Here is an 18,350-nt window from a genome sequence, read left to right as displayed (position 1 = left end):
TAGCGAGAAAACCCGTGCTATTGGGCGAAAATAGCGCATATCAGGGGGATAGAAAAACTGTGCCTGTAGTGATAGATAAGCTGAGTTTACTTATTTAGTCGTGTAAGCGTGTGACGCAGGCGATAAAGCCGAAGAGCCGCAGAAAGATGTCTCGGTATTGATAAGTAATCTTAATCTTTCCTTAAGGTTGAAAAAAGATTGCGCAGGTAAACAATTTTCTTACTTTCGGAATTTCCGCGCGCATTTCCGCCAGTGCTAAAGCCAGTCCGGCACGGCTTTTGCTTAAAATCGTTATGTCTATTTTGCGCGAGAAAACGTGATGAGCCGGGCCCTAGAGTATTTGCATGCCAGCCGCGCCAGCGAAATTGCAAGCTTGCGACGGCTAATGCGCACAGGCGAACAGATTCTCGCCATCAGTGAGTTGATTCACGTGCTGCAACGTGAACGCGGTGCCAGCAACATCTGGATCTGTTCAGCCGGACGGCTGTTTGGAGATGAGCTGGACGCGCGCGCGCGTGAGGTTGAGCAGCGTCAAAAAATTGCCTTAACAGTCCTGCCGGAAGCGGTGGCACAGCCGGGTTACAGCCGTTTCTGTATGCTGATTGCGGCAGCACTGCAGTCGTTAGAGAGTCTGCCATCACTACGTCAGCATATTCGGGAGGGGCAATACAGCCATGCAGAGGCGATGGAGGGCTTTAATCACATTATTCGTACCTTACTGAATCTGGTCTTCGAGGCTACGGATACCGCCAGTGAGCCCGCAATTTCCCGTGCACTGATTGCGCTCTTTAGCTTTATGCAGGGTAAGGAGCTGGCGGGTCAGGAGCGCGCCACGGGGTCTGCCGGTTTTGCTGCCGGGCAGTTTACCCCGGAACAGCGTCAGCGGATTCAAATGTTGATCGCCGCTCAGGAGCAAAGCTTCGCAACCTTTAGTCAGTTCGCGGATGCGCAAAATCAGCAGCAATGGCTGTTGATGGCGGATGCGGACAGCCAGATTGAGCGTCTGCGTCGCATTGCCTGCACCGGCGCGCAGTGCGGTGAAAATGGTGTGTTGCAATGGTTCACGCTGCTGAGCCAACGTCTCGATCAAATGAAACAGATCGAGGATGGGTTATGCAGCACATTAATGGCGTGTTGCCAGCGTGCCATTACCACCAGCGAACAAGCTGAACCGCAACACCTGGCGACCAATCAGGACGCGAGCTTCTCCTTGTATGTCGCAGGCGCCAGCTGGCTGGGTGAACAGGAAGCAACGCTGGACAGTAACGGCCTTGCCCCTCAACTCGGCCGCTCGGTGTTGTCGCTGATCCGTGAGCAGGCGCAACGTTTACAGGCGCAGGCGGATGAACTTGCCACCATGCGTGCTTCTCTGGATGAACGCAAAATCATCGATCAGGCCAAAGGATGGCTGATGCAGCAGCACGGTTTTAGCGAGCAAGATGCCTGGCAAGCGCTGCGTAAAAGCGCCATGAATCAGAACAAACGCATGCTGGATATTGCGCAGGCGATCCTCGCCGTGGCGGCGACGCTGAAGCCATAACCCAAAGGAGGTAGCTGCACAAACCTTGTGCGTATTGTGCGTCAGGGCAGTGCAAAGCGTCGTCAGCTTCCTGCGTCATACCCGCGGTAATATTGATTTTTCAGTGAAAAATTTTCTGGCACAGGCTTTGCAATATTTCATAGACATTGCGCATTTGTTTCGCCAACGGCGGTGAAGTGAGTGCTTTGGATAAAGGCGTCCGGCCCCATGTTTTAACGACATGCGGGAGGACGCCTTTTTTTATTTCTTTTTTTCAGGAAGCGCATGATGAGTAAAACGCGGTTTGCAGTCTCACGTCGTCAGTTCCTGCTGGGTAGCGCGGTGGTGTGGAGCAGTTATTTACTGCCAGGCTTACGTAATGCGGTGTGGGCCGCCGGTTCAGATGCGCCCGAAAAGAGCAGCGTGCGCGTCGGCTTTATTCCACTCACTGACTGTGCTCCGGTGGTGATGGCGTCGGTAAAAGGTTTCGACAAAAAATACGGGCTGACGCTACAACCGAGTAAAGAAGCCAGCTGGGCGGCGGTGCGTGACAAACTCACGGCCGGTGAACTGGATGCCGCGCACGCGCTGTACGGCATGATCTACGGCTTACAGTTGGGTGTGGCAGGGCCACAACACGACATGGCCAACCTGATGACGCTGAATAACAACGGTCAGGCCATCACGCTCGCTAATCAATTGAAAGAGCAGAAGGTCACAGATGCTGCCAGCTTGCAAAAGCTGATCGCCAGCCAGGCCAAAGGCACTTACACCTTTGCGCACACTTTCCCCACCAGCACCCACGCGATGTGGCTCTATTACTGGCTGGCAAATGCCGGCATCGATCCGTTTGAAGATGTGCGCACCGTCGTGGTGCCACCGCCGCAGATGGTGATGAACATGAAAATGGGCAACATGAGCGGATTCTGTGTGGGCGAGCCATGGAATCAGCGTGCCATCAGCGACAACATCGGTTTTACCGCCACCACTACACAGCAAATCTGGCCCGATCATCCGGAAAAAATTCTCGCCACCCGTGCGCAATGGGTCAAAGAAAACCCCAATACCGCGCGTGCGATGACGGCAGCGGTACTGGAAGCCGCGCGCTGGATCGATGCTTCTGATGAAAACCGTCAAGAGACCGCTGCTGTGTTAGCCGGGCGGGCATGGATCAACACCAAAGTTGAAACCTTAGAAGGGCGCATGCTCGGCCAGTACGAAAACGGACTGGGCCAGCAATGGCAGGATGCCCATGCCATGCGTTTCTTCCACGATGGCGAAGTGAGCTACCCGTGGCTGTCCGACGGCATGTGGTTCCTGACGCAAATGAAGCGCTGGGGCCTGGTGAAAACCGCACCGGACTACGCTGCTGTTGCCCGTCAAATCAACCGTATCGATATCTATAAGCAGGCTGCCACGGCAGTCGGCAGTATTTCTGTTCCCGCCAGCGAAATGCGCAGCAGCACGCTTATCGACGGCAAAGTGTGGGATGGCAGCAACCCTGCCGCCTATGCCGACAGTTTCACCATCAAACGTAGTTAAGTGAGGTCAGCATGAAATCTGAAGCTCGTACGCTGAACGCCGCGACGCCCGTCGTCGCTCAACCGGCGCAGGTGATTGCGCTTAACGTGCCAAAGAAACCGCGCGCACGTCAGCGCTGGCTGCGACCGCTGCTACAGCGACTGATCCCGGCGAGTTGCGGCGTCATTCTGCTGCTGTTTGTCTGGCAACTGGCATCGATGTCGAGCAAAGGCTTCCCAACGCCTTTTGCCACCTGGCAGGCGGCCGTGACGTTGTTCGCCGATCCCTTCTATAACAACGGCCCCAACGATCAGGGTATTGGTTGGAACGTGGTGGCCTCGCTGCAACGCGTGGCGGTGGGATTTGGGCTGGCGGCGCTGGTGGGCATCCCCGCCGGTTTCCTGATTGGCCGCTTCACCTTTGTGGCGCGCATGTTTAATCCAATCATCGCGCTGCTGCGTCCGGTCAGCCCACTGGCATGGCTGCCGATTGGTCTGCTGCTGTTCCAGCGTGCGGAACCCGCTTCCAGCTGGACCATTTTCATCTGCTCGATCTGGCCGATGGTGATCAACACCGCCGAGGGCGTGCAGCGTATTCCGCAGGATTACCTCAACGTCGCCCGCGTGCTGCAACTCAACGAATGGACGGTGATGCGGCGCATCCTGTTCCCGGCGGTATTGCCCGCCGTGCTCACCGGCATGCGTCTGTCGATGGGTATCGCATGGCTGGTGATCGTCGCTGCCGAGATGCTGACCGGTGGGCTCGGCATTGGTTTCTGGATCTGGAACGAGTGGAACAACCTCAATGTGGAAAACATCCTGATCGCAATCGTGGTGATTGGCGTGATCGGGCTGTTGCTGGAGCAGGCACTGATGCTGCTGGCACGTCGTTTTAGCTGGGATAAATAGGGAGCCGATGATGAATCCGATTATTCGCGTACAACAGGTGAGTCAGCGTTTTAATACCGCCAGCGGTGAATTTCTGGCTCTCGATAACGTGAGTTTTGATATCCACGCGGGCGAAACATTGAGCCTGATTGGTCACTCCGGCTGCGGTAAATCCACCTTGCTCAACCTGATTGCCGGCTTAACCCAACCCAGCAGCGGTGTGCTGCTGTGTGAAAACCGTGAAATCAGCGGCCCCGGCCCCGAGCGTGCGGTGGTGTTCCAGAACCATTCGCTGCTGCCATGGCTCACCGCGTATCAAAACGTCGAGCTGGCGGTGCAGCAGGTGTTTAAAGGGCAAATGAGCAAGGGCGAGATGAGTGAGTGGATCGAACACAACCTCAATCGTGTGCAGATGGGCCATGCCATGCACAAGCGCCCCTCGGAAATCTCCGGCGGCATGAAACAGCGCGTGGGTATTGCACGTGCGCTGGCGATGAAACCGCGCGTGCTGCTTTTAGATGAACCCTTTGGGGCTCTCGACGCCTTAACGCGCGCCCATCTGCAAGACAGCGTGATGCGCATCCAGCAGGAGCTGAAAACCACCATTGTGCTGATCACCCATGACGTGGATGAAGCGGTGTTGCTGTCGAATCGCGTGCTGATGATGACCAACGGCCCGGCGGCGCAGGTTGGCGAGATCCTCACGATTGATCTGCCGCGTCCACGTTCCCGCGTGGTGCTGGCGGATGAGCCGCGCTACCACCAGCTACGCCAGCAGGTTCTGCATTTCCTCTACGAAAAACAGACGGCAGTGGCGTAAGGAGCGGGCGATGGTACAGCAGCTGGTGGTGATTGGTAACGGGATGGCGGCGATGCGCATGGTGGAAACCTTGTTGCAACGGGCGCCAGGCTGCTATGCCATCACGGTGATTGGCCGTGAAGCACAGGGCAATTACAACCGTGTGCTGCTGTCACCGGTGCTGTCTGGGGAAAAAGACTTCGCTGATACGCTGATTCATACGCCGGAATGGTATGTCGCACACGACGTGCAACTGCTGATGGGTGAAGAAGCGCTGCAGGTGGATCTCACTGCACGGACGGTGTTCACCGACCAACGCACGCTGCACTGGGACAAGCTGGTGTTCGCCTGTGGTTCACAACCCCGAATGCCGGATCTGCCGGGTGTTGAGCGTCCGCAGGTGTTGGGATTTCGCACCTTGCGCGATGTCGACACCATGCTGGCGCAGGATGGACCCGTGGTGGTGCTGGGCGGCGGATTGATTGGCGTGGAAGCGGCTGCGGCGCTGCGTCTGCGCGGTCGCGACGTCACGCTGCTGCATCACCGTCCATGGCTGTTAGATCGCCAACTGGATCAACAGGCAGGTGCGCTCTTGACCCAGCATCTCACCCAACGCGGGATCCACTGCCGCCTTGGCGTGTCGCTGCAATCGATCCATCGCGATCACGTTACGCTCACCGATGGCACGTCACTGCCTGCTCAGCAGGTGGTGATGGCGATTGGCGTCGTGCCTGAAATCGCACTGGCACAGCAGGCTGGCGTACCGTGCCAGCGCGGGATTCTGGTCAACCGTCAGCTGCAAACCTCGGTCGCTCACGTCTATGCACTGGGCGAATGCTGTGAAATCGACGGTGAAACCTTTGGTCTGGTGGCGCCTTGCCTCGCTCAGGCTGAGGTGCTGGCGGCACAGCTGGCCGGCGAGCCAGTGGCGGATTTTTACCATCAGGAGAGCGGTACGCGGCTCAAAGTCACTGGCATTGAGATGTTCAGTGCAGGCGACATCCGCGAAGGTGAATCCATCATCAGTTTTGATCCTTTCGACGGCCACTATCGCCGTCTGTTCTTACGCGATGGCGCACTGCGCGGCGTGCTGCTGTTTGGTTACAGTCAGGGCGCCAGCATGCTGCTAACCCAATTACAACAGGCGGAACACGTAGGCATTCACGCGCTGTTCGGTCTGGATAATCCCTTAACGCAGCCTGGTGCTGCAGGAAGCAATGTGATGAGCAAACCTCTTCTCGCCGTGGTGGGCCACGGCATGGTCAGCCACCATTTTCTTGAGCAGCTGGTGAGTCGCGAACTGCATCACCACTACCATGTCGTGGTGTATGGCGACGAACCTCAAATGGCGTATGACCGTGTGCACCTGACGGAATACTTCACCGGAAAAAGCGCCGACGATCTGTCACTGGTCAGCGAGAACTTCTTCGTGCAACACGGAATAGAACTGCGCACGGGGTGCGAAGTGCTGGCGATTGATACCGACAAGCGCAGTCTGCGTGATGCCAGCGGAGCAGAACTGGCGTGGGACAAACTGGTGCTGGCCACGGGTTCCGTACCCTTTGTGCCACCGGTGCCGGGGCGAGAGAGCCCACGCTGTTTTGTCTATCGCACGTTGGCCGATCTGGATGCCATCGCGGCCTGCGCCAACCAGGCCACGCGCGGTGTGGTGATCGGCGGTGGTTTACTCGGGCTGGAAGCGGCTAATGCGCTCAAGCAACTGGGACTGGAAACCCACGTGGTGGAGTTCGCTCCACGTCTGATGGCGGTGCAGCTGGATGACGGTGGCGCGCAGATGCTGCGCGGCAAAATTAGCGCACTGGGCGTGCAGATCCACACCAGCAAACAGACCGAAGCGATTGAAAGCCAGCCGGACGGCAGCGTGCAGCTGCGCTTTGCCGATGGCAGTGTGTTAGAAACCGATCTGATTGTGTTCTCCGCGGGCATCCGACCCCGTGATGCACTGGCGCGGGCGGCGGGTATTCAGCTCGGCGAACGGGGCGGCATTGCCATTAATGACGGCTGTGAAACCAGCGTCGCAGGCGTCTATGCGATTGGCGAGTGTGCGCTGTGGCAGGGACAGATTTTTGGGCTGGTCGCGCCGGGGTATCAGATGGCGCGGGTGCTGGCAGCACAGCTGGCGCAGGAGGAGCTGGCGTTCAACGGCGCGGACATGAGCACCAAACTCAAACTGCTTGGTGTAGAAGTGGCATCGTTCGGTGATGCGCATGGCCGTACCGCAGACAGCCAGAGTTATCACTGGACCGACAATCCCAAAGGCATCTACAAAAAGCTGGTGGTGTGCAAAGACAGCAAAACATTGCTCGGCGGGGTACTGGTCGGTGACAGCGGTGATTACAGCAACCTGTTACAGATGATGCTCAACAAGATGCCACTGCCGAGTGAACCAGAAAGCCTGATTCTGCCGCAGCTGGCAGGCGCGCCCTCTAAAGCGCTGGGCGTGGCCGCGTTACCGGAAACCGCACAAATCTGCTCCTGCCATAACGTCAGCAAAGGCGACATTTGTGACGCCGTGCAGGCTGGTTGCGGCGATATGGCCGCGATCAAAAGCTGCACCAAAGCCGCTACCGGCTGTGGCGGCTGCAGCGCACTGGTGAAACAGGTCATGGAACTGGAGCTGGCGAATCAGGGCGTGGTGGTAAAAAAGGATATCTGCGAGCACTTTGCCTACTCTAGGCAGGAGTTGTATCACCTGATTCGCGTCGGCAAAATCACCACCTTTGATCAACTGATTCAGCAACATGGTCGTGGCCATGGCTGTGAGGTGTGCAAGCCGCTGGTGGGCTCGCTGCTGGCTTCGTGCTGGAACGAGTATCTGCTTAAACCGCAGCATTTACCGTTGCAGGACACCAATGACCGCTACTTTGCCAACATCCAGAAAGATGGCACTTACTCGGTGGTGCCACGTGTGCCTGCCGGGGAAATCACACCCAAGGGGCTGATTGCGATTGGTGAAGTGGCGGCACGCTACGATCTCTATACCAAGATTACCGGCGGACAGCGCATCGATCTGTTTGGTGCACGACTCGAACAGTTGCCGGACATTTGGGAAACCCTCATTGCCGCGGGCTTTGAAACCGGCCATGCCTATGGCAAATCATTGCGCACCGTGAAGTCCTGTGTGGGGTCGACCTGGTGCCGTTATGGCGTACAGGACTCCACCGCGTTCGCTATTACGCTGGAGAACCGCTACAAAGGGCTGCGTGCCCCGCACAAAATTAAAATGGCGGTGTCGGGCTGCACGCGTGAGTGTGCAGAGGCACAGAGCAAGGACATTGGGGTGATCGCCACTGACAAAGGCTGGAACCTTTATGTCTGTGGTAATGGTGGCATGAAACCGCGCCATGCCGATCTGTTCGCCAGCGACCTGGACGATGCGACACTGCTACGTTATGTCGACCGCATTCTGATGTTTTATGTGCGCACCGCCGACCGTTTACAGCGCACCAGCGTGTGGATGGACAACATGGAAGGTGGGCTCGATTACCTGCGCAGCGTCATTATCGAGGATGCCCTCGGCATTGGCGACATGCTGGAGCAGGAGATGCAACGGGTGGTGGATCGCTACCAGTGCGAATGGCAGAGCACGCTACAGGATCCCTCCCGTCGCGCACTGTTTCATACCACGATCAACAGTCAACAAATGGATGAGACCCTCAACTATGTGCGTGTGCGCGAACAACGGCAACCTGCCGCCATGGACATCATTCCGGTCACCAATGTACCTGCTGAACCCTGGAGTGAAATCTGCGATGTGACCGCCATTCCTGAAGCTGCGGGCATGGGCGCACGACTGGGAAGCCAACGCGTGGCGCTGTTCCGTTTTGGCGAAGCCTTTTACGCCCTGGAAGATATCGAACCGGGCACGCAAGCCAGCGTGCTGTCTCGCGGCATTCTGGGTGATGTTGCGGGTGAGCCGGTGGTGATCTCCCCGCTGTACAAGCAGCGCATACGTTTACGTGATGGGCAAAGTTTAGATAACGCCGAGCATCAACTACGCTGCTGGCCAGTGCGCGTGGAGGGCAGCAAAGTGTGGCTGGGCCATCAACCCATTCTTGCGCTCGCGGCGGCATCATGAAAACCACCTGCCCATACTGTGGCGTCGGCTGTGGCGTGGAGATTAAGGCGCCGGATCAGCCGGTAAGCGGTGATCTGCAGCATCCGGCGAACTTTGGTCGCCTGTGTGTCAAAGGATCTGCGTTGGGTGAAACGCTGTCTCATGAGGGGCGTTTGCTTTGGCCGCAGATCCATGGCGAACGCGTCAGCATGGATCAAGCGCTGGATCATGTTGCACAGGGCTTGCGCGATATTATCGACAAGCATGGCCCGCAGGCCGTGGCGTTTTACGGTTCCGGCCAGCTGCTTACTGAGGATTACTACACCGCCAACAAGCTGATGAAGGGCTTTATCGGCGCCGCCAATATCGATACCAACTCACGGTTATGTATGGCATCGGCGGTGGTGGGTTACAAACGCGCATTCGGTGCCGATGCCGTGCCCTGCTGTTATGAAGACATCGAGCAGGCGGATATGGTGGTGCTGGTGGGTTCAAACGCGGCGTGGGCGCATCCGGTGGCGTGGCAGCGCCTGGTGCAGGCGAAAACCGATCGACCAGAAATGCAGCTGGTGGTGATTGATCCACGCCGCACCGCCAGCTGTGATATCGCCGATCTGCATCTGGCCCTGCAGCCGGGATCGGACAGTGCGCTCTTCGGCGGGCTGCTTAACTGGCTGACCGAGAATGAGGCGGTAGATGAAACGATGCTGCCGCATCTGGCGAACGTCGAAACCACGCTGGAGGCCTGCAAAGCGTGGGATCTGGCCACGGTGGCCGTCGCCTGTCAACTCAGTGAGCACGCTATTCTCAGCTTCTGGCAGCGGTTTGCTGCACGACCACGCGTACTCACGCTGTGGTGTATGGGCATTAACCAGTCACAAACCGGCAGTGACAATAACAATGCGATTATTAATGCACATCTGCTGAGTGGAAAAATCGGCTATGCAGGCGCGGGTCCCTTTTCATTAACCGGACAGCCGAATGCCATGGGCGGGCGTGAGGTCGGTGGCTTAGCGAATCAGTTGGCGGCGCACATGGGGTTCAGCGCAAAGGAAGTGGATCGCGTCAGTCGCTTCTGGAACAGCCCTCATGTGGCGCGTCAGCCCGGTTTAACCGCGGTTAATCTATTCAATGCGATTGATCGTGGCGAAATCAAAGCGGTGTGGATCATGGGCACCAATCCGGCGGTGTCGATGCCGGAAGGCAATCGTGTCGCTCAGGCATTGGCCCGGTGCGAATTGGTGGTGGTATCGGAAGTGAGCGCGCGCAGTGATACCGCTGATTTAGCTGACGTATTGCTGCCTGCGCAAGGGTGGGGCGAAAAGAACGGCACGGTGACCAATTCAGAACGCCGTATCTCACGTCAGCGCAGTTTTATCGCCCCAGCCGGCGAAGCGAAACCTGACTGGTGGTTACTGGCGCAAGTCGCTCAGCGTCTGGGATATACCGAAGCCTTTGCCTGGCAGCACCCCAGCGAAATTTTTGCGGAACATGCCGCACTGTCTGGCTTCGAAAACCATGGCCGCCGCGCCTTCGATATCAGCGCACTGGCACATATTACGCGAGAACAATATGACCAGCTCGCACCCGTACAGTGGCCGTTGAATGACCGCGCGCCGACGGGCACCGCACGACTGTTTGCCGATCGTCGCTTCTTCCACGCGGATGGCAAAGCACGTTTGCTGCCGCCCGCCATTCCGGTCAAGACGCTGACCAGCGCGCATTATCCCTTATTGATGAACACCGGGCGCATTCGTGATCAGTGGCACACCATGACGCGCACCGGCAACGTGCCGCGCCTGATGCAGCATTACGATGAGCCTTTTGTCGCGCTGCATCCGCATGATGCTGCGGCGCACGGCTTGAGCCAGGGCGACCTGACACGCGTACAGTCTGCGCTCGGCTGGTGGAGCGGCCGCGTCGTGATCGATAGCGGGTTAATGCGTGGTCAGCTGTTTATCCCGATGCACTGGACACGTCAGTTTAGTGTACAGGCAAATGTAGACGGCTTAGTGGCGGCTCACTGCTGTCCTGACTCTGGGCAACCTGCGTTGAAGCAGACCGCCGTGCGTTTGCAACCGCTGCGTCCGGCATGGCAGGGATGGCTGTTCCTGCCTGAGGTGATAACGCCGCAGCCAGTGCTGTATTGGTCGCGTGCGCCGCAGCAGGGGGCACAGCGTTATGTGCTGGCGGGCGAGGCGCAGGCAGCGGATTGGTTAATGCAGCTCCCCGCGATGCAGGAACTGCAGTGGCAACAGGCGCGGGCGGGACAGCAGCTGCACATGCTGGGCTGGCGCAACGGTCGTTTAATGTGTGCGTTTTATGCAGCTCCCTGGCTGCCAGAGATCGATCATGGCTTTGTGGCGCGAGCTTTTACGGAAACACCCTCTTCTCCACAGCAGCGCCATGTGCTATTGGGCGGACGTCCCGCATTGGGTGAAAGCCAGGGGCGGACGATTTGCAGTTGTTTCGGCGTGGGTGAAGTGGCAATCCGTCGGGCGATTGAGCAGGGCTGCGATTCTCCAGCGGCACTCGGTGCAGCGCTGAAGTGCGGCACCAACTGTGGCTCCTGTATTCCGGAGCTAAAAAACTTACTGGCAACCCTGCGCGTGGCGCAGTAGCGGAGAGCATCATGACTCAGGCCATTGGGCGTCTCGATAAACTGTTCAACCCCCAGAATGGAGAGGCGACGCCAGGGGGTGTCTGGCTGGTGGGGGCCGGGCCGGGCGATGTCGAACTACTGACGGTAAAAGCGTTGCGTTTGATCAAAAGCGCGGACGTGGTGGTGTATGACCGCCTGGTGAGCGACGCGATCATGGCTGAAGTCCCGTCCGGCACGCTGGCGATTGATGTCGGTAAAAAGCCCGGCAGCCATGGCCTGAAGCAGGCGCAGATTAATCAGCTGCTGGCGGATCTGGCGGCCAGTGGTCGATTGGTGGTGCGTTTGAAGGGCGGCGATCCCTTTATTTTCGGCCGCGGCGGGGAAGAGATGCTGTTTCTGCAGCAGGCGGGCATTGCCTGCCATGTTGTGCCCGGTATCACCGCAGCGGCAGGTTGTGCGGCGGCAAGTGGCATCCCATTGACGCATCGGGACTGTGCGCAGTCTTTGCGGTTAATTACCGGACATGGCAAAAGCGGCGAGCCGCAACTTGGCGACGCCAGCCTGGCTGCCCCCAATCAGACGCTGGTGTTCTATATGGGGCTGAAGTGGAGCGAGAGCATCAGCGCCCAGTTACAAGCCCATGGACGCGCTGCCACTACGCCAGTGGCGATCATTGAAAATGGTACACGGCCTGACCAGCGCGTGATGGTGACGACGCTGTCGGACCTGAGCGCCACTATTGCGCGTGAACAGGCGCAATCCCCCGCATTGTTGCTGGTGGGAGAGGTGGTGCGTTTTTATCGCCAGCCCCATACTGCTGATCTCAGCGCAATTTCACTTATGGCTAAATAAACTCGTATTTTCCCCCCTTAATCCACGCTTTAGCCTTGGCGGGTTTTGGCATCCTATGCTCAGAATTCCTGCCAGCTGAGGTATGTCGTGGCTGAAGAGAGCGACGAGGACAAAACAGAATCGCCCACGGCGCACCGACTAGAGAAGGCGCGAGAAGAGGGGCAGATTCCGCGATCGCGCGAGCTGACATCGGTACTGATGCTGCTGGCGGGCTTGCTGATCCTGTGGCTCGGCGGCGAACTGATGGCTGAACAGCTGGCCAGCATGTTGGCTACGGGCTTTCGTTTCGATCATGCCATGGTGACCGATGACAAAATGATCATCGCCCACATCAGCAACCTGATCGGCCAGGCAGTGATGGCGCTGCTGCCGTTGATGGCAGGTCTGGTGATCGTGGCGATTGCTGCACCGATGCTGCTGGGTGGGATAAATATCAGCGGTAAATCGATCAAGCTGGATTTCAACAAGCTGAACCCGTTGAGTGGTCTTAAACGCATGGTTTCCTCCCAGACATGGGCAGAACTGCTAAAAGCCATTTTGAAGGCGGTTTTGGTGGGGCTGGTGGGTGGCTGGTACATCTGGTCACACTGGCAGGAGATGCTGCGGTTAATCAGTGAATCACCCATCAACGCGCTTCATCACGGTTTAACCATGATTGCTATTAGCTGTGCGTTGATCATGCTGGGCCTGGTACCCATGGTCGGTTTCGACGTGTTCTGGCAGCTCTACAGCCATTTCAAAAAGCTGAAAATGTCCCGCCAGGAAATCCGCGACGAACACAAACAAAACGAAGGTGACCCGCACGTCAAAGGGCGCATTCGTCAGGCGATGCGTGCGGCGGCCCGTCGTCGCATGATGGCAGATGTACCGAAAGCCGACGTTATCGTCACCAACCCAACGCACTACTCGGTGGCGTTGCAGTATCAGGAAGGCAAGATGAGCGCGCCAAAGGTGATTGCGAAAGGGGCCGGAGATATTGCGCTAAAAATTCGTGAGCTGGCAAAAGAACATCGCATTCCGATTTTAGAAGCACCGCCGCTGGCGCGTGCGCTGTATCGACACACGGAAATTGGTCAGTTCATCCCCGGCGCGCTTTACGGTGCCGTGGCGGAAGTGCTGGCCTGGGTATGGCAACTGCGTCGCTGGAAACGTGAAGGTGGCCTGATCCCAACCAAACCAAAACAGCTGCCGGTTCCGGCAGACATGGACTTTGCAGGAGAGAACAGAAACGATGGCTAATCTGGCCGAAAAGCTGCGTTTACCGGGCAACTTTAAAGACACGCAGTGGAAGGTGCTGGCTGGACCGATACTGATCATGTTGATCCTGTCGATGATGGTGCTGCCGTTACCTGCCTTCATTCTCGACCTGCTGTTCACCTTCAACATTGCCTTATCGATCATGGTGTTGTTGGTGGCAATGTTTACCCAGCGTACGCTGGAATTCGCTGCATTCCCGACCATTTTGCTGTTCTCTACGTTGCTGCGCCTGGCGCTGAACGTCGCCTCAACGCGTATTATCCTGCTCGAGGGTCATACAGGGGCCGATGCTGCCGGACGCGTGGTTGAAGCTTTCGGCCACTTCCTCGTGGGCGGTAACTTTGCCATCGGTATCGTGGTGTTCATCATCCTCGTTATCATCAACTTTATGGTTATCACCAAAGGTGCCGGACGTATCGCCGAAGTGGGCGCGCGTTTTGTGTTGGATGGGATGCCCGGTAAGCAGATGGCGATCGATGCTGACCTTAACGCCGGATTAATCGGCGAAGAGGAAGCCAAACGTCGTCGTAGCGAAGTGACCCAGGAAGCCGATTTCTACGGCTCAATGGACGGTGCGAGTAAGTTCGTACGTGGTGACGCCATCGCCGGTATTTTGATTATGGTGATTAACGTCATCGGCGGTCTGCTGGTGGGCGTGGTGCAGCACGGCATGGATCTGGGGCACGCAGGTGAAACCTATACACTGCTGACCATCGGTGACGGCTTGGTGGCACAGATCCCGGCGCTGGTCATCTCTACCGCTGCGGGTGTTATCGTGACGCGCGTCAGCACCGATCAGGATGTGGGCGATCAGATGGTCTCCCAGCTGTTCAGCAATCCGCGCGTGTTGATGCTGAGTGGTGGTGTTATCGGTCTGCTCGGCCTGGTGCCGGGTATGCCCAACTTTGTCTTCCTGCTGTTTACCGCCGCGTTGCTCGGTCTGGCCTGGTGGTTGCGCGGTCGGGAGATGAAACCGAAGACTTCCTCGGAACCCACTAGTCTGGTCAAAACGCAGGAGACCCCCGCCACGGTGGAAGCTTCCTGGAAAGACGTACAGCTGGAAGATTCGCTGGGTCTCGAAGTGGGTTACCGCCTGATTCCCATGGTTGATCATCTGCAAAACGGTGAGCTGCTGGGCCGCATCCGCAGTATCCGTAAAAAAGTCGCACAGGAGGTGGGCTTCCTGCCGCCGGTGGTGCACATCCGTGACAACATGGAGTTGCCGCCTGCGCGTTACCGCATCCTGATGAAAGGCGTGGAAATTGGCAGCGGTGATGCCTATCCGGGCCGCTGGATGGCGATCAACCCTGGTACCGCAGCCGGCTCTTTGCCGGGTGAACCGACAGTCGATCCTGCCTTCGGTTTAGCGGCAATCTGGATTGATAGTGCGTTGAAAGAGCAGGCGCAGATTCAGGGCTTTACCGTGGTAGAAGCCAGTACCGTGGTGGCAACGCATCTGAACCACCTGATTGGTCAATACGCCAGCGAGCTGTTTGGCCGTCAGGAAGCGCAGCAGCTGCTGGATCGTGTGACCCAGGAGATGCCGAAGCTGACGGAAGATCTGGTGCCGGGCGTCATCACCCTGACCACCCTGCACAAAGTGCTGCAGAACCTGTTGATTGAGCGCGTTTCGATCCGCGATATGCGCACCATCATCGAAACCCTGGCGGAACATGCGCCGGTCCAGACCGATCCGCAAGAGCTGACCAGCGTGGTGCGTGTGGCGCTGGGCCGTGCGATTACTCAGCAGTGGTTCCCGGGTAACGGTGAAGTGCAGGTGATTGGACTGGATGCCACCTTAGAACGCCTGCTGCTGCAAGCCTTGCAGGGCGGCGGCGGGCTGGAGCCCGGTCTGGCCGATCGTCTGTTAGTGCAGACGCAGGGCGCATTGCAACAGCAAGAGATGACGGGAGCACCGCCGGTGCTGCTGGTGAACCACCCGCTGCGTGCCTTACTGGCGCGATTCCTGCGCCGCAATCTGCCACAGTTGGTGGTGCTGTCAAATATGGAACTGACCGACAATCGCCAGATCCGTATGACTGCCACCATCGGAGGTAAATAACTATGCGTCGTTGGTGCTGGGCATTAATGATGTTACCGATGATGGCGTTGCCGCTCTATGTGGATGCAGCAGGATCCTGGAATGACAGTGCCAGTGGCCCGAGCCTCGGCGCGCGCGGCAACTGGCACACGACGCCGGCTTTGAAAGCACCTTCGCCCGCTGTGGGCACCATCACGGTGGTGAACTGGCGTTACCAGTTGAGCCGTCCAGCCCCCTCGGGGCTGATTGTGCGTTTGTGTGCGACTCAGCGTTGCGTAGAGATTGAGGGCGGCAGTGGTTCAACGCGTAGCCTGGCGAATATTCCGGCTGACGAGACGTTGCATCTGGCGTTCGGTTTTCAGGGGAAGGGGGCGTTACCGCCGGGATTACGAGTGGTGAGCAGTGAAGTGACGGTGAATTACCAATAGCCAATAAAAAACCCGCCGAGGCGGGTTTTTTGTTATTACATACGCTCTACGGTTTTGATACCCAGCGTATCCAGACCTTGTTTCAGCGTTTTAGCGGTCAATGCCGCCAGTTGCAGACGGCTGTTACGCACCTGTTCATCCTCGGCGGAGAGGATTGGGCAGTGCTCGTAGAAGCCAGAGAACAGGCCAGCCAGATCGTACAGGTAAGCACACATCACATGCGGTGTGCCATCACGCGCGACCTGGGTGATCACTTCTTCAAACTGTAACAGACGAGTCGCCAGTTGTGCTTCACGCTCTTCGGTCAGCACGATGTCGCCGCTCAGGCTGTCAGCTTCAATGCCGGCTTTACGGAACACAGAAAGCACGCGCGTGTAGGCATATTGCATGTAGGGTGCAGTGTTACCCTCAAACGCCAGCATGTTATCCCAGTCGAAGATGTAATCGGTGGTGCGACTTTTTGACAGATCGGCATATTTCACCGCGCCGATACCCACCACTTCCGCCAGATCCTTCAGCTCTTGCGCTGACATTTCCGGGTTTTTCTCGCTGACCAGCGCATGCGCACGTTCCACGGCTTCATCCAGCAGATCTGCCAGCTTAATGGTGCCACCGCTGCGGGTTTTAAATGGACGACCATCTTTGCCCAGCATCATGCCAAACGCATGGTGCTCCAACGGCACAGACTCGGGCACGTATCCGGCTTTACGCACAATGGTCCACGCCTGTTGCAGATGTTGATGCTGGCGCGAATCGATGTAGTAAAGCACGCGGTCGGCATGCAAGGTTTCATAGCGGTATTTGGCGCAGGCGATATCGGTGGTGGTGTAGAGGTAGCCGCCATCCTTTTTCTGGATGATCACGCCCATCGCTTCGCCTTCCTTGTTTTTAAACTCATCAAGGAACACCACGGTTGCGCCTTCGCTGGTCACGGCCAGCCCCTTTTCACGCAGGTCGCTTACGATGCCAGGCAACATATCGTTGTACAGGCTTTCACCCATCACATCTTTACGCGTCAGCGTCACGTTCAGGCGGTCATAGACTTCCTGATTCTGGCTCATGGTGATATCAACCAGTTTTTTCCACATTGCGCGGCAATATTCGTCGCCGCCTTGCAGTTTCACCACATAACCACGGGCGCGTTCGGCGAAGGCTTCGTCCGCATCATAGGTGACCTTGGCTTCGCGGTAGAACTCTTCCAGGTCCGCCAGCGCGATATCTTCGTGATGCTCATTCTGCTGCTTTTCCAGATAGGCAATCAGCATACCGAACTGGGTGCCCCAATCGCCGACGTGGTTGGCGCGGATCACGTTGTGGCCGAGAAATTCCAGCGTACGTACCGCAGCGTCACCGATGATGGTGGAACGGACGTGACCGACGTGCATCTGCTTGGCGACGTTGGGTGCCGAGTAGTCAATGACAACGGTTTGTGGCTTGAGGCTGCTGACGCCAAGGCGCGGCAATTGCAGAGCCTGCGCGGCCTGGGTAGCCAACCAGTTGCGATCGAGGAAAATATTGATGAAGCCGGGGCCGGCGATTTCGACTTTGCTGGCGATGCCGGCGAGATCCAGATGCTGAATCACCTGTTCAGCCAGCTGGCGCGGAGCCTGACCGAGCTTTTTCGCCACAGCCATGATACCGTTCGCCTGATAATCACCGAACTGCACTTTAGCCGACTGACGAACCTGAGGTTCACAATCCGCTGGCGCACCCGCCGCTACCATTGCCTGACCGACTTTATCGGATAGAAGAGCCTGAATATTCACCGCGTTACCTTCATATGCTGAAAAGGCCCGCCAGTGGCGGCGAGCCGATGCCTTCATCCCGCAACAGCGCGGCGGGACGGAAAAATAAGAGGGGAAGTATACGTGAAATGTTAAAGTGCGTCAGCTTTTAGCATGCGCAATGGCGGGTAACAGCAACCCGCGCGCCGATTAACGGCGACGCGGGTGACGACGAGGATTTTTAACGCTTTTGTCTTCACGCACCTTCCAGTGGCGGGAAATTGCAAATCCCATCAATGCAATCAGGACCGCGACAACAATGAGCATAGACATAGAGCCATTCCTTGTAGTTGTGAAACACAAATTTATAAGAAAGGGTATCAAGCTGCAATTGTTTGCAACTGAAATAAGACTTATCTCATTGTATTAATTATCGTTAATATTAACAGTGATTTAAGGTGTTTTCATAAAGTAACTGCTGGACCTGTTTAGGCGAATAATCCTAAAGAGAGGGCCTATTTATGCGGTTTCAGGTCTTTTTCATGATGAAATCGGAGGAATCCGACGACTTTGTCAAGGGGATTCTGAAGCGCTGCTGTTTTTAAATTGATTAAAATAATTGAACTGATATTGATGTATCTG

The 18,350-nt window shown here is 57.1% G+C and carries 12 protein-coding genes; 10 read left to right on the top strand and 2 right to left on the bottom strand.

Annotated features, from left to right (window positions below):
- The first annotated feature begins 319 nt into the window (after positions 1 to 319).
- From VH86_RS11415 to VH86_RS11370, 10 genes are all read left to right on the top strand, one after another.
- Entirely contained in the window at positions 320 to 1,540 is a 1,221-nt protein-coding gene (locus tag VH86_RS11415) for a nitrate regulatory protein (protein WP_045832932.1), read from the top strand.
- Positions 1,541 to 1,804: 264 nt separating this feature from the next.
- A complete protein-coding gene (locus VH86_RS11410; RefSeq protein WP_369800325.1) occupies positions 1,805 to 3,061 on the top strand; it encodes a CmpA/NrtA family ABC transporter substrate-binding protein in 1,257 nt (418 codons plus the stop codon).
- An 11-nt stretch (positions 3,062 to 3,072) separates the two neighbouring features.
- Positions 3,073 to 3,948 carry a nitrate ABC transporter permease gene (gene ntrB / locus VH86_RS11405; protein WP_045832930.1) on the top strand — a complete coding sequence of 292 codons (876 nt, stop codon included), beginning with the start codon at positions 3,073 to 3,075 and terminating at the stop codon, positions 3,946 to 3,948.
- A gap of 10 nt (positions 3,949 to 3,958) precedes the next feature.
- On the top strand, positions 3,959 to 4,747 hold the full coding sequence (locus tag VH86_RS11400) for an ABC transporter ATP-binding protein (protein WP_045832929.1): 789 nt from the start codon (positions 3,959 to 3,961) through the stop codon (positions 4,745 to 4,747).
- A 10-nt stretch (positions 4,748 to 4,757) separates the two neighbouring features.
- Positions 4,758 to 8,825, top strand: a complete 4,068-nt coding sequence (nirB, locus tag VH86_RS11395) for a nitrite reductase large subunit NirB (protein WP_082082851.1) — start codon at positions 4,758 to 4,760, stop codon at positions 8,823 to 8,825.
- Positions 8,822 to 11,425: a nitrate reductase gene (locus tag VH86_RS11390; RefSeq protein ID WP_045832928.1), complete on the top strand. Its 2,604-nt coding sequence runs from the start codon at positions 8,822 to 8,824 to the stop codon at positions 11,423 to 11,425. Before nirB ends, VH86_RS11390 begins: the two co-directional genes overlap by 4 nt.
- Before the next feature lie 11 nt (positions 11,426 to 11,436).
- A complete protein-coding gene (cobA, locus tag VH86_RS11385) occupies positions 11,437 to 12,258 on the top strand; it encodes a uroporphyrinogen-III C-methyltransferase (protein WP_045832927.1) in 822 nt (273 codons plus the stop codon).
- A gap of 87 nt (positions 12,259 to 12,345) precedes the next feature.
- On the top strand, positions 12,346 to 13,497 hold the full coding sequence (gene flhB, locus VH86_RS11380) for a flagellar biosynthesis protein FlhB (protein ID WP_034828621.1): 1,152 nt from the start codon (positions 12,346 to 12,348) through the stop codon (positions 13,495 to 13,497).
- On the top strand, positions 13,490 to 15,577 hold the full coding sequence (flhA, locus tag VH86_RS11375) for a flagellar biosynthesis protein FlhA (RefSeq protein WP_045816039.1): 2,088 nt from the start codon (positions 13,490 to 13,492) through the stop codon (positions 15,575 to 15,577). Before flhB ends, flhA begins: the two co-directional genes overlap by 8 nt.
- A 2-nt stretch (positions 15,578 to 15,579) precedes the next feature.
- The gene (locus tag VH86_RS11370) at positions 15,580 to 15,984 is read left to right on the top strand and encodes a flagellar protein FlhE (protein ID WP_045832926.1); all 405 of its coding nucleotides are present in this window, start codon (positions 15,580 to 15,582) and stop codon (positions 15,982 to 15,984) included.
- A 35-nt stretch (positions 15,985 to 16,019) separates the two neighbouring features.
- On the opposite strand, the gene argS is transcribed toward VH86_RS11370, so the two are convergent.
- Both argS and VH86_RS26280 read right to left on the bottom strand, forming a co-directional pair.
- The gene (argS, locus tag VH86_RS11365) at positions 16,020 to 17,750 is read right to left on the bottom strand and encodes an arginine--tRNA ligase (protein ID WP_045832925.1); all 1,731 of its coding nucleotides are present in this window, start codon (positions 17,748 to 17,750) and stop codon (positions 16,020 to 16,022) included.
- A gap of 168 nt (positions 17,751 to 17,918) precedes the next feature.
- Positions 17,919 to 18,041, bottom strand: coding sequence for a hypothetical protein (locus VH86_RS26280; protein WP_007889544.1), 123 nt, complete (start codon positions 18,039 to 18,041; stop codon positions 17,919 to 17,921).
- Positions 18,042 to 18,350: the final 309 nt, after the last annotated feature.

Origin of the sequence: Pantoea sp. BL1 (assembly GCF_000963985.1) — a bacterium.
GTDB classification, from domain to species: Bacteria; Pseudomonadota; Gammaproteobacteria; order Enterobacterales; family Enterobacteriaceae; genus Pantoea; species Pantoea rwandensis_B.
The sequence above is the reverse complement of the archived record's forward strand: the minus strand, read 5'-3'. Positions and strand labels throughout refer to the sequence as shown.